Annotated in this window: 15 protein-coding genes; 11 read left to right on the plus strand and 4 right to left on the minus strand. The window is 68.6% G+C overall.

Annotated features, from left to right (window positions below; translation table 11 throughout):
- The first annotated feature begins 120 nt into the window (after positions 1-120).
- The 5 genes from ACQFZP_RS11225 to ACQFZP_RS11245 all read left to right on the plus strand — a co-directional run bounded on the left by ACQFZP_RS11225 (position 121) and on the right by ACQFZP_RS11245 (position 6,189).
- A complete protein-coding gene (locus tag ACQFZP_RS11225) occupies positions 121-984 on the plus strand; it encodes a MerR family DNA-binding transcriptional regulator (RefSeq protein WP_211891346.1) in 864 nt (287 codons plus the stop codon).
- A gap of 397 nt (positions 985-1,381) precedes the next feature.
- Entirely contained in the window at positions 1,382-2,089 is a 708-nt protein-coding gene (locus ACQFZP_RS11230; RefSeq protein ID WP_211891347.1) for a FadR/GntR family transcriptional regulator, read from the plus strand.
- 133 nt (positions 2,090-2,222) lie between these two features.
- The gene (locus ACQFZP_RS11235; protein WP_374100767.1) at positions 2,223-3,713 is read left to right on the plus strand and encodes a four-carbon acid sugar kinase family protein; all 1,491 of its coding nucleotides are present in this window, start codon (positions 2,223-2,225) and stop codon (positions 3,711-3,713) included.
- 47 nt (positions 3,714-3,760) lie between these two features.
- Entirely contained in the window at positions 3,761-4,660 is a 900-nt protein-coding gene (locus tag ACQFZP_RS11240; protein WP_211891349.1) for an NAD(P)-dependent oxidoreductase, read from the plus strand.
- A 68-nt stretch (positions 4,661-4,728) separates the two neighbouring features.
- Positions 4,729-6,189, plus strand: coding sequence for a GntP family transporter (locus ACQFZP_RS11245; protein WP_211891350.1), 1,461 nt, complete (start codon positions 4,729-4,731; stop codon positions 6,187-6,189).
- Between the two features lie 308 nt (positions 6,190-6,497).
- On the opposite strand, the gene ACQFZP_RS11250 is transcribed toward ACQFZP_RS11245, so the two are convergent.
- Positions 6,498-7,694 carry an MFS transporter gene (locus tag ACQFZP_RS11250; RefSeq protein ID WP_179555596.1) on the minus strand — a complete coding sequence of 399 codons (1,197 nt, stop codon included), beginning with the start codon at positions 7,692-7,694 and terminating at the stop codon, positions 6,498-6,500.
- A 174-nt stretch (positions 7,695-7,868) separates the two neighbouring features.
- Complete coding sequence (locus ACQFZP_RS11255; protein ID WP_104313238.1) at positions 7,869-8,588, minus strand: DedA family protein; 720 nt, start codon at positions 8,586-8,588, stop codon at positions 7,869-7,871.
- 76 nt (positions 8,589-8,664) lie between these two features.
- On the opposite strand from ACQFZP_RS11255, the gene ACQFZP_RS11260 reads away from it, so the two are divergent.
- From ACQFZP_RS11260 to ACQFZP_RS11275, 4 genes are all read left to right on the plus strand, one after another.
- Positions 8,665-8,847, plus strand: coding sequence for a hypothetical protein (locus ACQFZP_RS11260; protein ID WP_211891351.1), 183 nt, complete (start codon positions 8,665-8,667; stop codon positions 8,845-8,847).
- Positions 8,848-8,900: 53 nt separating this feature from the next.
- Positions 8,901-9,743 (plus strand): DUF222 domain-containing protein, encoded by an 843-nt coding sequence (locus ACQFZP_RS11265; RefSeq protein ID WP_211891352.1) that lies wholly within the window; start codon positions 8,901-8,903, stop codon positions 9,741-9,743.
- Positions 9,744-9,866: 123 nt separating this feature from the next.
- Positions 9,867-10,619, plus strand: a complete 753-nt coding sequence (locus tag ACQFZP_RS11270; RefSeq protein ID WP_211891353.1) for an HNH endonuclease signature motif containing protein — start codon at positions 9,867-9,869, stop codon at positions 10,617-10,619.
- 4 nt (positions 10,620-10,623) lie between these two features.
- Positions 10,624-11,301, plus strand: coding sequence for a hypothetical protein (locus ACQFZP_RS11275; RefSeq protein WP_211891354.1), 678 nt, complete (start codon positions 10,624-10,626; stop codon positions 11,299-11,301).
- 50 nt (positions 11,302-11,351) lie between these two features.
- Here the strand turns inward: ACQFZP_RS11275 and ACQFZP_RS11280 are convergent, their stop codons facing one another.
- Both ACQFZP_RS11280 and ACQFZP_RS11285 read right to left on the minus strand, forming a co-directional pair.
- Positions 11,352-13,097, minus strand: coding sequence for an MDR family MFS transporter (locus ACQFZP_RS11280; RefSeq protein ID WP_211891355.1), 1,746 nt, complete (start codon positions 13,095-13,097; stop codon positions 11,352-11,354).
- Positions 13,098-13,157: 60 nt separating this feature from the next.
- The gene (locus ACQFZP_RS11285) at positions 13,158-13,781 is read right to left on the minus strand and encodes a TetR/AcrR family transcriptional regulator (protein ID WP_211891356.1); all 624 of its coding nucleotides are present in this window, start codon (positions 13,779-13,781) and stop codon (positions 13,158-13,160) included.
- A gap of 114 nt (positions 13,782-13,895) precedes the next feature.
- On the opposite strand from ACQFZP_RS11285, the gene cls reads away from it, so the two are divergent.
- A complete protein-coding gene (gene cls, locus ACQFZP_RS11290) occupies positions 13,896-15,374 on the plus strand; it encodes a cardiolipin synthase (RefSeq protein WP_104313227.1) in 1,479 nt (492 codons plus the stop codon).
- Positions 15,375-15,499: 125 nt separating this feature from the next.
- Positions 15,500-16,417 carry a VOC family protein gene (locus ACQFZP_RS11295; protein WP_211891357.1) on the plus strand — a complete coding sequence of 306 codons (918 nt, stop codon included), beginning with the start codon at positions 15,500-15,502 and terminating at the stop codon, positions 16,415-16,417.
- The last annotated feature ends 46 nt before the right edge of the window (positions 16,418-16,463 follow it).

A 16,463-nucleotide genomic window follows, 5' to 3' on the forward strand; every position in this document is an offset into this window, starting at 1 on the left:
GGCTTGGCGACGTGGTGCGGTGTCGCGTATACCCCTTGGGGGTATAGGGGTTAACCGGCCAGCGTTCCCGTGTATTCCTGCCCTTGACCTTCCTGTTACGGGAGGCGGCAGGCTTGAGTCATGCTCACCATCGGAGAATTCGCGAACACGACCGGCATCAGCGTCAAGGCGCTTCGTCACTACGACGAGACGAAGGCGCTTGTCCCCTTCGAGGTGGATGCGGCGACGGGGTACCGCAGGTACTCCGAGTCGCAGGTGCGCGACGGTGCCCTCCTGCAGACGCTGAGGGCAGCCGGCGTTCCCTTGCCTGCCGCCGCGGGGGCTCTTCGAGACGGCGACGCGGCCGACGTGCTGCGTCGCCACCGGTCGGAAGTGCTCCAGAAGCGCGACGCCGAGGATGCAGCCATGACGGCGGCGGATGCAGTGCTCACGGCATTCGCGCGCCCGGCCGCCGTCGAGGAGCGGCATCTTGGGGCCACTCCTTTCGTGGCGCGCGTGATGCAGCTGACCGCCGACCTGGACGCAGCAGGCGTGGATGGCGCTGGCAGGGAAGGGGTCGCGCCGACTGATGAGGACGCGAATCGAGCCTTCGCCGACCTGTATCAGCACTGCGTCGAGGCCGGTCTCGAGCCCGGGCCAGCGTTCTGGACGTCCTTGCGGGAGGCCCCCGGCAGTCCGGCGAGGGCACCCGAACTGCAGATGCTGCTCTGCTGGCCGGTCGCGCGCCTTCCGAAACCCGACGATGCGTCGTGGGCCGACGAGCGCATCCTCGCCGACGAGCTGCCACCGCGAACCGATCTCGTCGCCGTGTGGCGGTCAGACGGCGCTGACCTGCCCGAGGGCTCCGTGCATCCGGCCGTCGTCGCCCTCTTCGACGCGCTCGCGGAGCGTGGGGTGGCGCTCCAGTCGCAGGAGGTGCGCCAGCGCGTCCTCGGCGAAGACGAAAGCGACTTCGCCGTGGAAGTCGCCGTCACGCTGCTGTGACGCGGCCCCCCTCCGCCGCCCTCCCGCCCTGCCACCTCCACCTCCGCCGCCCCGCCCGTCCCCGTCGCCGTGCGCCGCCCGACTCGGTCGCTGCCAGTCAATTGGCCCGTATGGCCGCGGCTGTAGGGCCACTTGACTGGCAGCGACCGAGTCGGGCGGCGGCTGAAGGGCCACTTGGCTGGCAGTGATCCCCCTCGAAGCGCGGTGCAGCTCGGAACGGCGGAAGCGGTGGCAGCGATCGGGTGGCGGATGCGCGGGAGCGAGGCCACGGGCGCGGGGCACGGGTGCGGGGTGAGCGCGCGGGGTGCACGCGGGGTGCACGCGCGCGGGCGTAGGGGTGCGGGCGCTGCCCCGCCGACTACCATTGCGAGTTCGGAGGTCACCACCGGAGGTCACCATGGCGAGAGCGTCGCTTGTTCAGTCGGTCAGCGACCGGCTCCTCGATGACATCATCTCGGGGGAGCTGCCTCAGGGGGCGCCGCTGCCGCGCGAGATCGACCTTGCTGAGCGGCTCGGCGTGAACCGTCTGACCCTTCGCGAGGCGCTCAAGACGCTGCAGGCGCAGGGGGTCGTGCAGCCGGTCCCCGGCACGCGCGGCCGCGTGCTGCCCATGGAGGACTGGACCGGCATCGAGCCGCTCCTGCGCGCCGCGACCTCGACGGAAGGCAAAGCGCAGGCGTCGGTGCAGCTGGTGCAGCTGCGTCGGATGATCGAGACCGGCGCGTGCGAGCTCGCGGCGCCCCTGCGCACGGAAGACGACCTCGAGCGACTCGAGGCGTACCTCGAGGAGATGCGCGCCGCATCCGCCGCCGAGGACGTGCACACGTTCGTGACGGCCGACATCGCGTTCCACGACGTGGTGCTCCGGGCCAGTGGCAACCCGTTCCTGCGCGTCCTGCTCGAGCCGCTCGGCCGCTTCCTGTACGAGCGCCGCTACGAGACCTCGGCCGTGCCGCAGGTGCAGGTGAACGCGATCCGCGAGCACGCGGGGATCCTCGAGGCGCTCCGCTCGAGTGAGCCGGCGGCGGCCCGTGCGGCGATGGAGTCGCACATGCAGCAGACGGCGGATGACCTGCAGCAGTACGTGCTCGGGCCGCAGGCCTGACCCCGAGGCGGGGCTCGCGCCCGGGTGGGCCCCTCGGTCGAGGCCGGGCATCCCGGAATAGATATCAGATATCTCCTTGACAACACTCTTCGTCGGGCGCAAGCTATCTGATATCCGATTACAAGGGAGTTCTCTGATGGATGAAACCCGACTGCTCGCGCAGTACCCCGCCCCAGTGCACGTCGATGCCGCGGAGGTCGCCGACCGGGTCCGCGAGTCGGGAGTGACCCTCATCGTCCTCGACGACGACCCGACGGGAACGCAGTCGGTCGCCGACCTCCCCGTCCTCACCCGCTGGGAGCAGGACGACCTCGTCTGGGCGCTCGAGCAGGGCCGCGACGCCGTCTACGTGCTCACCAACACCCGAAGCCTGGACGCGGAGTCCGCCGCCGCGCGCAACCGCGAGATCGTCACGGCGGCCCTCGCCGCCGCCGAGCGCCTCGAACGCCGCGTCGCCTTCGTGAGCCGCGGCGACAGCACGCTGCGCGGCCACTACCCGCTCGAGACCGACGTCATCGCGGCGACGCTCGAAGAGCTCGGCGGCCCGGTTCCCGACGGCGTCCTCATCGTCCCCGCGTTCCCCGACGCCGGCAGGGTCACCATCGGGGGCATCCACTACTACCGCCAGAACGGCGAGCTCGTGCCCGTCGCCGAGACGGAGTTCGCGAGGGACGCGACATTCGGATTCCGCAGCTCGGCCCTGCCCGAGTGGGTTGAGGAGAAGACGAAGGGCCGCTGGGCGGCCGCCGACGTCACCGTGCTCTCGCTCGACATCATCCGTAGCGGGCCGGAGGCGGTCGCCGCCATGCTGCAGGACGCGCGCGACGGCCAGCCGATCGTCGTCGACGTGGTCATCGAGGACGACATCCGCATCGTCGCCCTCGGGCTCGAGCTTGCAGAGGCTGACGGCAAGCAGTTCCTGTACCGCGTCGGGCCGCCGTTCGTGCGCGCCCGCATCGGTCAGGAGATCGCCTCGCCCCTCGAACCTGCCGAGCTCACGCGCGCTCGCGCAGACGCGTCCGCCGCCGGCGGCCTCATCGTCGTCGGCTCGCACGTCGACCTCACGACCCGCCAGCTCGCGGCCCTCCACCAGGAGCACCCCGACCTCCCGACCGTCGAGCTCTCCGTCTCGACGATCATCGACGCCGACCATCGCGAGGCGCACCTCGACGACGCCAAGGCGCGCGTCATCGAGGCGCTCGCGGTCGGGGACGTCATCCTCCACACGAGCCGCGAGCTCGTGAAGACCGACGATGCGGATGCGTCGCTCGCCATCTCGAGGAACGTCTCGGCCGCCGTCTGCGAGGTCGTCGCCCACGCGCTCCGCGAGACGCCGCCCAGCTTCGTCATCGCCAAGGGCGGCATCACCTCGAGCGACGTCGCCACCAATGGCCTCGAGATCCGCCACGCGGTTGTGCGCGGCCCCATGCTCCCGGGCATCGTCTCCCTCTGGCAGGCGGTCGGGGGACCGGCCGACGGCATCCCCTACGTCGTGTTCGCCGGCAACGTCGGCGACGAGGACTCGCTCGCGCGGGTCGTCGAGAAGTTCCACGCGAGCGCCGCGACCGGCGTCGTCCCCACGGCCGGCGCGGCAGCACCCGCATCCGCACCCGTAGCCAACTGATCAGCAACAGCGCTGAGACCTCAACACGCACCGAGAAACGAGCAACCATGACCTCCTCTTCCTACTCCGTCGCCGTCCTCGGGCTCGGCGCCATGGGCCTGCCGATGGCCACGCGCCTCAGCAGCCAGCTGACCGTCAACGGCTTCGACATCGCGCAGCCGCGCCTCGACCTCGCGGCCGCCGCGGGCATCGTGCCGCACGACTCCGCGGCCAGCGCCGTCACGGGCGTCGACGCCGTCCTGCTCGCGGTCCGCAACGGCGAGCAGCTGCACGACGTGCTGTTCGGCGCGAACGGCATCGCGGACGAGCTCGACGAGGGCGCAGTCGTCATCCTCACGAGCACGGTCGGCACCGACGGCATCGCCGAGGTCGTCGCCCGCCTCGAGCAGCACTCGGTCGAGCTCGTGGATGCGCCCCTGTCGGGCGGTCCCGTCCGCGCGGGCCAGGGCGACCTCCTCATCGTCGTCGGCGCGACTCCTGCCGCTCGCGAGAAGGCGCAGCCCGTGCTCGAGCTGCTCGCATCCACGCTCACCGTCGTGGGCGACCGCCCCGGCGACGGCCAGGCGCTCAAGACCGTCAACCAGCTGCTGTGCGGCGTGCACATCGCCGCCGCCGCCGAGGCGCTCGCCCTCGCCGAGCGACTCGGCCTCGACCCCGAGAAGACGCTCGAGACGCTCGGGGCGGGTGCCGCCGGCTCGTTCATGCTCGCGAACCGCGGGCCGCGCATCCTGGAGGCCTACGACGAGGACGGCGCCGAGGTTCTCAGCCGACTCGACATCTTCGTGAAGGACATGGGCATCGTCGGCAAGGCGAGCCGCGCCGTCGGACTCCCCACGCCGGTCGCAGCCGCCGCCGAGCAGCTGTACCTCCTCGGGCAGGCGCAAGGTCTCGGCGCGGCCGACGACTCGGCCGTCATCCTCGCCCTCGCCCCGAAGACCACCGACTAGCTCCCCCAGACACTCCCTCGGCGCGAGCCCCCGCTCTCGCCCCGTCGTTCTCGTCAAAGGAGACGAACTTGTCCACACTGCTGCTGCTCACCATCGGCGTCGGAGGAATCGCATTCCTCTTGCTGCTGATCATCAAACTCAAGGTGCACGCCTTCCTGGCGCTGCTCATCGTCAGCATCCTCGTCGGTCTCGCGACGGGGCTGCCGCTCGTCACGATCCCCGAAACCGACCTGGAGCCGGCGAAGCTCGGCGTCATCGAATCGATCATCGCCGGCATGGGCGGAGTGCTCGGCTCGGTCGCCATCCTCGTCGCACTCGGCGCGATGCTCGGCAAGATCATCGAGATCTCCGGCGGCGCGTCGAGCCTGGCCGGCCGGTTCACGAAGATCCTCGGCCCGAAGCGCGTCGCCGGCGCACTCACCGCGGCGGCCCTCGTGCTCGCGATCCCGGTGTTCTTCGACGTCGGCTTCATCATCCTCGTGCCGATCATCTACGGCTTCTGCAAGGCGGCAGGCGTCAACCCCGTCAAGTTCGGCCTCCCCATCGGCGGCATCATGCTCGCCGTGCACGTGTCCGTACCACCGCACCCGGGCATCGTCGGCGGCTCCGGCATCCTCGGGGCCGACCTAGGCTGGGTGACCATCCTGGGGCTCGCAGTGTGCCTGCCCCTCGCCGTGGTGGCGCACTTCGTCTCCAAGTGGCTCAACCGTCGCGACATCACCATGCTGCCGAGCACCGCGGCCTCCTTCGCAGCGTTCGGGACCGAGAAGGACACCGAGTCGATCGTCGACGGATCAGGCGCGGGGACATCGGCGGTCGCAACCTCGACGAAGACCGGCACGGTCGCACCCCCGAGCTCGGGAATGATCATGGCGCTCATCCTGACCCCGCTCGTCATGATCGCCCTCGGCACGGTCGGAGCCACGCTGCTCCCGGCCGGCGACCCGGTCCGCAACGTGCTCGGCTTCATCGGCGCACCGCTGTTCGCTCTGCTCGTGACAGTGCTGCTCGCGAGCTTCTTCCTCGGATTCCGTCGAGGATGGAACGCAACCCAGCTGGGCGAGGTCATCGAATCGGCTCTGCCGCCCGTCGCGATCGTCATCCTCGTCTCCGGAGCCGGCGGATCGTTCGCCCGCGTGCTCACGGAGAGCGGCATCGGAACGGCGCTCAGCGAGACGCTCCTCGCGACAGGAATGCCCCTCATGCTCCTGGCCTTCCTGATCTCGCTCGCGCTGCGAGCCGCGCAGGGGTCGGCAACCGTGGCGATCCTCACGACAGCCGGGCTGCTCAGCGCGTCGGTCCTCGGAGGCGACTACTCCACCATCCAGGTCGCGCTCCTCGCCCTCGCGATGTCCTTCGGCGCCCTCGGCCTGTCGCACGTCAACGACTCGGGCTTCTGGGTCGTCACCCGCTACCTCGGCCTCAGCGTCGCGGACGGCCTTCGCACCTGGACGGTCCTCACGACGGTGCTCGGCCTCGTCGGCTTCCTGCTCTGCTCCGTCGTCTGGCTGATCGTGGGCCTCGCGTAGCCCCACCCCACCCGCGCACGCATCCGCCGCCGCACTCGATCGCTGCCAGTCAAGTAGCCCCTCTGGCAGAGGCTGAAGGGCCACTTGGCTGGCAGCGATGGAGTCGTGCGGCGGCGATTGGGCCACTTGACTGGCAGCGACTGCCGAACGGATGCTGCGGGCGCGGGCGTGGGGACGGATACCGGGTGGATACCGCGGGCGCCACCACCCCGCAGCTAGGCTCGGGCCGCTGGCAGCGATTGAGGTCTGGCTCGCATCCAGGGCCAATTGGCTGGCAGTGATCGCGCGTCGCGGCCCGCGCCGCACCCCTACGGTGCCCGCGGGCCCTTCTGCACGGGGATGACGCCGGTGCGTGCCGGCGGGTTCGGGAAGAACCAGAGGATGGCGCCGGAGAGGATCCAGATGATGGCCATGCCGGCGACGAGCCATCCGGCGTCGAACCCGGCGATGAGGCCTGCGACTGCGGCGCCGATCGCGGCGGCGGTGACGCGCAGTCCTGCGCCGATGGTGAAGACCTGGGAGCGCACGTTCGGCTTGCTCTCCTTGTCGCGCAGCAGCATCATGGCGGCGTTCGCGGGGGCCGCGAAGAGGCCGGCGATGAAGACGGCGGCGAACGTGAAGCCGACGGGGAGCGCTGGGACGGCGATGAGGAGGAACGCGCCCGTCGCGACGAAGCCCATGCCCATGACCCAGACGGGGCCGCGCGTGGTCCAGGTCCTGATGGCCATGAACAGTGCGCCGGCGAGGCCGCCGATGGCGTAGGCCGTGACGATCCAGGCGGCGGATGCTTCGGAGCCGGTGCGCTCCAGGGAGATGGCGATCGCTGCTATGCCGAGCGCCCCGCCGGCGATCTGGCTGACGGTGCCCGCCGTGGTGACGATGGCGATCGGCTTGTGCCGCACGAGGTAGGTCATGCCGCGGGCGATGGTGCGGCCGAGCCCTTCGACGGTGCCCGCCTTTGGGTGCATCCGGATGCCGAACCCGGCCATCGCCCCGATGAACGCGAGGGCTGCGAGGAGCACCATCGCGAGCCGAGCGGACCCGGCGAGCGGGATCGCGAGCGCGGCCAGCGCGGGCCCGCCGACCGACGCGATCGTGTAGGACAGGGCGTCCTGCGCATACGCCTTCCGAACGGGTTCGATGTTGTCTGGCGCGAAGCTCGAGAGGCCGCCCATGTATGCGGGGGTCACGAAGCCGGCGACCGCCAGGATGAGCGCGATGACGCCGATCGGCAGGGTGCCGAGCTGCGACGCGAACAGGTACGCGGCGGCTGTGATGGCACCGCCGATGATGAGGAGCAGGCGGGGTCGGCGCATCCGGTCGAGGAGCGCGCCGACGAGCGGCGCGGCGATGACGCTCGGGAAGAGGGCGACGGCGACGAGGAACCCGCCGACCGCGACATCTCCGAGCTGTTCGACGGCGAGAAGAGGAAGAGCGACGACCGCTCCGGCGTTCGCCAGTCTGAGGGGGATCGAAGTCGACTGGTACCGCCAGATGCCGCTCATCCGAGAACAGAACTCCTCACTGCAACGCCGTCAGAGACGCGGCAGACGATGCCGCGGAAGGCCAGCCTACGTCTCACTGGAGGCGTCGGTCGGCGGTGCGAAACGTGCCGCAACGCGTCGAGGCTGGGCTTGTGACGGGCGGTTCGCGCCGTCCGGTTTCCTCTCGTGCGGCGCTCAGTCGCCCAGCTTCTGGTCGAAGTCCTTCGGCGCGAGGGCGAGGGCTTCCGCCTCTTCACCGCTCAGCTGCTGAGCTTCGCGCCGCGACTTCCGTGCGTTGAGGAGGTAGTGGATGGTCGTGGGCACGACGGTCGCGAGGACGGCGAGGATCAGGATCACGTCGATGTACTCGCGGATGAAGTCGCCGAGCACGGGCACGTAGCCGAGGAGGTAACCAGCGAAGGTGAGGCCGGCCCCCCAGATGAGGGCGCCGATGAGGTTGTAGATCGTGTACTTGCGGTAGTCCATCTTGCCGACGCCGGCCGCGACGGGAGCGAACGTGCGGACGATGGGCACGAAGCGGGCGACGATGACGGCGAGGCCGCCGAAGCGCTCGAAGAAGGCATTGGTGCGTTCGACGTTCTTCATGCTGAAGAGGCCGCTCTCCTTGCGTTCGAAGATCCTCGGGCCGGCCTTGCGGCCTATCAGGTAGCCGACCTCGCCTCCGAGGAACGCGGCGAGGCCGATGGCGAGGCACACCCACCAGATGTCGAAGCCGATGCCCGGGTAGAAGGCGAGGAGGCCGGTGATGAGCAGCAGCGTGTCGCCGGGCAGCAGGAATCCGACGAGGAGTCCGGTCTCCGAGAACACGATGAGGCAGACGACGAGCAGCGCCCAGGGACCCGCGCCGTGAATGATCGTTTCGGGGTCGAGCCAGGGGAAGAGTGTGGGAACCACGGAAGATGCATCCAGTCGCAGAATTCTTGAGGTGAACGAAGGGTATCCCCTGCGGATGGGCGAAGAGGGGGCGATTGTGTCAACCGCGGGCGTCGGTCGTGTTGCGGCTCGCGGTCTGGACGTCCAGGCAGGGGAATCGCTCACCAACGTGCGCGGGTGTCTCCCCGTCGCCGACCTCGTCGATTGGGCGTTCGTCGACGTCGAGGACGTGCCGCCGGGGCCGTGGCTCAGGCTGGTCACCACCTCCGAGGTGCAGTGAGTGGGCCGCTAGCGGGCCGCGGCGGAGAGAATCTACTGTGGATACTCGTATCTATGTTCGAGAACATGGTAGGGTGGAGCTGGATCTTGGGGGAGGTCGAGATGTGGGATGAAACGCAGAATCTGCGCGACGACGAGGCTTCGTGCTCGGGCGCTGTGTCGTTTCCGGCAGGTGTTGCGGCGTCCGTTCGCGAGGCCGCTGTCAACGCGACTCCGGGAGTCGAGGCGCTCATCGACGGGCGCCGTCCCGTCGCATCCCTGCTCGATACGGAGTTCTTCGCCGCATTCGAAGAGCTGGCCGCACGCAAGCGGATGCTCGACGCGACCCTCCTCGAGATGACCGCCGAGCTGCTCGGGCGCGACGAGGTGACCCCCGTGGCATTCTCAGGGTCGCTGGTTCGGCGCGGTGGGTTCAGATCGGTGCACGAGGCCGTGCAGCAGACCCTCGGGCTCCGGCGAGGTGAGGCGGGCGCCATGCGAGAACTCGCGGAGGCGACTCGCGAGACGATCAGCATGACGGGTGAGCCGCTGCAGCCGACGCGGGGCCACGTCGCGGTCGCCGTCGCAGAAGGGCGAGTGACCCTCTCGCAGGCATCAGCCATCGCCAGAGGGCTGCGTGAGGCCGATGGTCGCGCTGATGTCTCCGCCCTCGATCGTGCGGAGTACGAGCTCGTGCGGGCAGCCTGCGGACTCACGCCAGAAGACGACGAGCCCGCCTCGCCTGAGCGCCTCGCCAAGCAGGCGGCCGTGTGGGTTGCCTTCCTCGACCCCGACGGTGCGGAGCCCAACGCGGAGCGCCAAGCCGAGAAGCGCGGTCTCTCCTTCACGCGCCGCTCCGACGGAATGGTGCAGGGGCGACTCCTCGCGACGCCTGAGCAGGGCGAGATCCTGCAGTGAGTCCTCGACGCGTACCTCTCGCCGAGGCGCGATCACGCCTGCGACAAGGAAGACGCCGGCCATGACGCCACGCTTCGCGCGTCCGGTGCAGTCGGTGCGCCCGATGCGTCAGGTGTACTCGGTGTGCCCGATGCGTCAGGTGTACTCGGTGTGCCCGGCACGTCCGGTGTGCACGAGCCTGAGGTGCCGATCCGAGACGAGCGCAGCCCATCCCAACGGCGCATCGACGCTCTCGTGTCGGTGTTCGCGCAGCATGCTGAGTCCCCGGCCGCGCCGCGCACGGGCGGCGAGGCTCCGACCCTGGTCGTCTCGGTCACTCGCACAGGGCTCCTCGGAGCCATCGACAGCCTGGCCGATGTACCGCGCTTCGAGCACTCCGGCGAACCGGCCTCGATCGACGTCGCCAGGCGCATCCTGTGCGACGGCATCATTCGGGCCGCCCTCGTCGACGACGACGGAGAAGTGCTCAAGCTGGGTCGCAAGCGACGACTCTTCAGCCCCGCTCAGCGAAGAGCGATCTTCGCCAGAGACGGCGGGTGCCGAGCACCCGGCTGCGAGTTCCCCTACGACATGGTCGAATTCCACCACGTCAGACCCTGGTGGCAGGGAGGTCTCACCGACACCAGCAACGGCATCGCACTGTGCAGCTTCCACCACCACGAAGTCCACCTTGAACGGCTCGTCATCGTGCCCTCGGCCGACCGTGTCTGGAAGGTCGAGCCCGCAACAGGGCCAAGGGGCAGTCGCAGCCAGATTCGCTCAAGTGACAGCTCGGCGCGCCCCGTGGAGTTCAGGGCTTCGGCCCCCGACCTCGTCCCAGGTCATGTCGCCGACCCCGTCGCCCAGGAGCTGTCGACCGGCAGCTCGCGAGAATAGACGCATGCCACGAATCCGCGCTCAGCAGTTCCCACCCCTCGAGGTCATGAGGGGCCGTTGGGCCCTGGCGGCCGCCATAGAGACGGCGATCCTCGGTGAGAACAACCAAAACGCGCGCGCCGACCACCACGGCTGGTTCTACTCCGACGGCGGCGGCAGCTGGGTCCGCCTCACTCCACTCACCGACGGCCGCGCCGTCCTCAGCGGCATCGACCGCGACTACTCCGAGACGCATCAGACGGGCATCGACCCCACTGCCGGTCTCCCCGACTGGGCGATCGAACACGTCGAAGCCGCCGTTCGCGACGAATCGGGCAGCGAGTGGTCCAGTGGTGACGAGCAGCCCTGGCTCGGGTTCGTCTCCTGGCTCGACCGCGGTGAAGTCGATTGGCGCACCGTCGACCACGGCGTCGCCGACGGCCTCGACCGGCACCTGCTGCCCGCGCTCAGCGAACAGCGGATGCTCGACGCCGCCGACGACTGGTTCCAAGGCGCCGCCATGGAACTCGACGACCCGGAAACAGCGCCCGAACGCGTGGACACCGAAGCCGTGCTCCGCGCCGCGCAGCTGGGCCCCGACCTCACAGGAGACGCGCTCGCCGCCGTCCTGCCCTTCGAGGGGATGCACGTGCAGGCCGCACTCCGAGCCGCCCGGGCATTCGCCAACGGGCCAGCTGCCTGAGAGAAGAGCAGAGAAGAAGCTCTCAGTGAGCCGGCCGTGACGACAGGACGCTAGTCGCGCTGCGGCCCGATGTCAGACGCCTGATCAGGCCTCTCTGCGGCCGATGCAACCGTCGTCGCCGCGCCCGCGCCCGTGGCCGCCGCCGCGCCGACCTGTGCCGTCTCTGCGACACCCGCGTGCGCTGCCCGAGCGCCGCCCCGGGCCGCCGCATCCAGCTCCTCAGCCTCGTCGCCGCCAACCGCCTCACCGCGGGCCACCAGCCCCGCGACATCCGACAGCGGGATCTGCTTCAGGAACAGCGACAGCAGGAACGCGAGGGCGATGAACGGCACGAGGTACCAGAACACGGGCGCCAGCGCATCCGCATACGCCGTGACGATGCCATCTCGCACCTCGTCGGGCAGCTGCGACAACGTCTGCGGGTCGATCGATGACGTCGCCGTCGCCGCATCCGCCGAGCTGGCCCCGCTCGCCGTGAACACCGACGTCAGGTTCTCGGTGAGGCGCGTCGTGAAGATCGCGCCGAACACCGCCGTGCCGAGCGCCGCACCCACCTCGCGGAAGTAGTTGTTCGTGCTCGTCGCCGTGCCGATCTCCGCAGCCGGAACCGCGTTCTGCACCACCAGCACCACCACCTGCATGATGAGGCCGAGCCCCGCCCCGAAGAAGAACAGGAACACGCAGATCAACCAGACCGGCGTATCCGCCGTGAGGGTCGTCATCGCGACCATCGCGAGCCCCGTGAGCACCGTCCCGATGATCGGGTAGATGCGGTAGCGGCCGGTCTTCGAGATCAGGATGCCGGACGCGATCGACGTGCCCATGAGGCCCGCCATCATGGGCAGCATGAGCAGGCCGGACGCCGCCGCCGAGGTGCCGGACGACATCTGCAGGAACGTCGGCACGAAGCCGATCGCCGCGAACATGCCGATGCCCAGCGTCAGCCCGATGGCCGTCGCGTTCACGAAGATCGGGTTCTTGAAGAGGCCGAGCGGGATGATCGGGTCCTCGGCGCGCGACTCGACGAAGACGAACAGTGCTGCCGCAACCAGCAGTCCGAGACCCCACGCCCACGTGACCATCGAACCCCAGCCGTGCTCGGCATCCGCACCGAAGTCGGTGAAGAAGATGAGGCACGTCGTTGCGGCCGAGAGGAAGATGACGCCGAGGTAGTCGATGCGCTTCGTCGCCTTCTTGCTCGGCAGCTTCAGTGCGACGACGGCAATGATGAAGGCCGCGATGCCGACGGGGATGTTGATGTAGAACGCCCACTGCCACGTCAGGTGGTCGACGAAGTAACCGCCGAGAAGGGGGCCGCCGACCGCGGAGAGGCCGAAGACCGCACCGAGCGGGCCGAGGTACTTGCCGCGCTCGCTCGCCGGCACGATGTCGGCGATGATCGCCTGCGACAGGATGATGAGGCCGCCGCCGCCGAGTCCTTGCAGGGCGCGGAACACGACGAACGCCCAGAAGCTGTCCGCGAAGGCGCACCCCACGGAGGCGAGCGTGAAGATCGCGATCGCGACGAGGAACAGGTTCCGCCGCCCGAGGACATCGCCGAACTTGCCGTAGATCGGCATGACGATGGTCGTCGCGAGCAGGTAGGCCGTCGTGATCCACACCTGGTGGTCGACGCCGCCGAGCTCCCCGACGATCGTGGGCATCGCGGTCGACACGATCGTCTGGTCGAGGCTCGAGAGCAGCATTCCTGCGATGAGGGCGCCGAAGATCGTCCAGATCCTGCGCTTCGTCAGCAGGAACTGCGGCTCGGCAGGCGCGTGTGCGGTGGAGGTCATGCGTTGGTCCGTTCGAAGAGTGCGGTGGGGGATGCGGCGAACTGCGGGGAGGGGGGAGGGTCAGCGCTGCAGCACGGCGCGCATCGCGTCGACGCGCCTGCCGACGATCGCCTCCATGTCGTCGGTGTTGTCGGTCGTGAAGAACTCGAACGCACTCGCCCGCATGATCGACATGAGGATCTGCACGGCGGCGGAGGCGCGGAGGTCGCCGGCGGGGAGCCCCTCGCGTCGCTCGACGAGTGCCACGTCGCGCTTCTCGTCGCTCGACATGTGCTCGAGCACACGCCTGAAGAGGCGCGGCTCCTGGTCGATGACGGCCATGACCTCGCGCACGCGCTCGGGGTCGGGTTCGGGATCGTCTATCCGCCACCGCTCGAGTGCGAGACGGGTGAGCGCCTCGAGGAGGTCGGGGCTCAGGTGCTTGCTCTGCGGGTCACCGCCAGCCACGAAGTCCTCGTCGAGGTGCGCCGTGTCGCGCCGAGCGGAGATGCCGAGAACTGCGTCTTCCTTCGATGCGAAGTAGTTGAAGAACGTCCGCCGGGAGATCCCGACCTGCTCGCAGAGCTCCTCGATCGTGAAGCCGGCGAGTCCTGCATCGAGGGCTCGCCTGCGGGCGGCCGCCGCGAGGTCGCGGCTCATCTGCGCCATCTTGCGGGCGCGCAGGCTCGTTGCACTATCGGTCACAAGTGCAGTATTGCACTTCCAGCCGGAAGTGCAACAAGCCTTCCGAGTGGATGCGAGGCCTCGCCACGCGCATCCGTTGCCCTACGCTGTCCCCTAGTACCCCGAGGAGACCAGATGGCCGAGATTCCGCACATCACGATCAGCGCCGGCTTCATCTTCGCGATCATCGACCTGATCATCCGCGTCATCGCGATCATCGTCGTGCCCCGCAACCGCAAGCCGAGCGTCGGCATCGCCTGGCTCATGGCCATCTTCCTCATCCCGTACGTCGGCGTCGTCGCCTTCCTCCTGCTCGGCAGCTTCCGCCTCCCCGCCAAGCGCATGGAGCGCCAGCAGGAGGTCACCACCTTCATCAACATGGCCGTCTCGAGCGTGGAGGTCGAACCCACCGAGCACACCGACCCGCCGTGGTTCGACTCCGTCGTCGCCCTCAACCGCACGTACACGGCGATGCCGCTCATCAGCGACAACGAGGTGGTGCTGCAGGGAGGCTACGAGGAGACGATCCTGGCGATGGCCGCCGAGATCGACACGGCCGAGAAGTGGGTGCACATCGAGTTCTACATCCTCGCCTGCGACCACACCACCCTCCCCATCTTCGATGCCCTCGACCGGGCAGCCGCCCGCGGCGTGAGCGTGCGCATCCTGCTCGACCACATCGCGTCCATCCGAGTGCCCGGGTACCGCAAGCACACGCTGTCCCGCCTCAAGGCCCTCGAGCGGGCAGGCGCCGAGTGGCACTACATGCTGCCGGTGCGTCCGTGGCGCGGCGAGTACCAGCGGCCCGACCTGCGCAACCACAGGAAGCTGCTCATCGTCGACGGCAACTCCGCGTACCTCGGCTCGCAGAACGTCGTCGACTCCACATACAACAAGCGCGGCAACATCCGCCGCGGGCTCCACTGGCACGACCTCATGGTGCGCCTCGAAGGTCCGGCCGTGCACGCCGTCAGCGCCGTCTTCATCACCGACTGGTACTCGGAATCGGGCACGATCATCCCCGAGGACCTCACCGACGTCGAGACCATGCCGCAGGAAGCGCGGATGGACTGCCAGATCGTGCCGAGCGGTCCCGGCTACCCCAGCGAGAACAACCTCCGCCTCTTCCTCAATCTGCTCTACGTCGCCCAGAAGTCGATCATCATCACGAGCCCCTACTTCGTTCCAGACGAGTCGATGCTGTACGCGATCACCACTGCAACCGCGCGCGGTGTGGTCGTCGAGCTGTTCGTCTCCGAGATCGGCGACCAGGCGATGGTCTACCACGCGCAGCGCTCCTACTACGAGGCGCTGCTGCTCGCGGGGGTGCGCATCTGGATGTACAAGTCGCCGACGATCCTGCACGCCAAGCACTTCACGATCGACGACGAGGTCGCGGTCATCGGGTCGTCGAACATGGACATGCGCTCGTTCTCCCTCAACTTCGAGGTGTCGCTCATGGTGCGCAGCGCCGACTTCGTCGAGGATCTCCGCGAGGTGCAGCAGGACTACCGCGAGCATTCGCGCGAGCTCACCATGTTCGAGTGGCGCAAGCAGCCGATGCGCTCGACCGTGCTCGACAACCTCGCGCGGCTCACGGCGGGATTGCAGTAGGCGCAGTCTGGATGTTCGCTCCGACCCGGAGTCCGGGCGCGCGGCCAATGTCGGTAGTCGGGAGTAACTTTACCAGTGGGTTCGACTGGGCCCGGAACCACCGACGCGTGCAGGAGTAGCGAGTCATGCAGAAGATCATCCCGAACCTCTGGTTCAACAAGAACGCCGAGGAAGCTGGCGAGTTCTACGCTTCCATCTTCCCGAAGACGACGACGTCAGTGGAAGCCAGGTATCCCGAGACCGACCTCCTCGACTTCCAGAAGGAGTTCGCCGGCCTCCCGCTCGTCGTGGGCGTGGAGATCGAAGAGTACCGGTTCACGCTCATCAACGCGGGCGACCAGTTCAGGCCCAATCCTTCGATCTCGTTCATGCTCAACTTCGACCCCCGCGTGCTCGGTGGAGACGCGGCGTCGGCACGCGAGGAGATCGACCGGGTCTGGGCAGGGCTCAGCGACGGTGGCAAGGCCCTCATGCCGTTGCAGGAGTACCCGTTCAGTCCGCACTATGGCTGGATCGAAGACCGGTACGGCGTGAGCTGGCAGCTCATGCTCGTCGACCCCGACGGGTTGAGCACGGCTGACGAGCCTCGTCCATTCATCGTCCCGAGCCTCATGTTCGGTCGCGAAGCGCAGAACAGGGCGCGCGAGGCCATCGACCTCTACGTATCCCTGTTCCCGGAGTCCCGTATCGGCACCGTCGCCGAGTATCCGGCTCCGTCAGGCCCGGCTGTGGCCGGGGCGATCATGTACGCCGACTTCCAGCTTGCGGGGCAGTGGTTCGCCGCCATGGACAACGGTGCCGGACAGGAGTTCGGCTTCGACTGCGGTGTCTCGCTCGAGGTCGACTGCTCCGACCAGGCCGAGATCGACCGCTACTGGGATGCACTCACCGCCGTACCCGAAGCGGAGCAGTGCGGATGGCTGGTGGACAAGTTCGGTGTCAGCTGGCAGATCGTGCCCGCGAACATGGGCGAGCTGATGGCGAGGCCCGGCGGCTACGAGCACATGATGCAGATGAAGAAGCTGGTCATTGCCGACTTCTGATTCCTAGCACCCCGAGGTGCGCTGGTCGCCCGGATTCGAACACATA

The sequence above is a fragment of the Pseudoclavibacter sp. Marseille-Q434 genome, from assembly GCF_050315415.1.
Classification (GTDB): Bacteria; Actinomycetota; Actinomycetes; order Actinomycetales; family Microbacteriaceae; genus Pseudoclavibacter.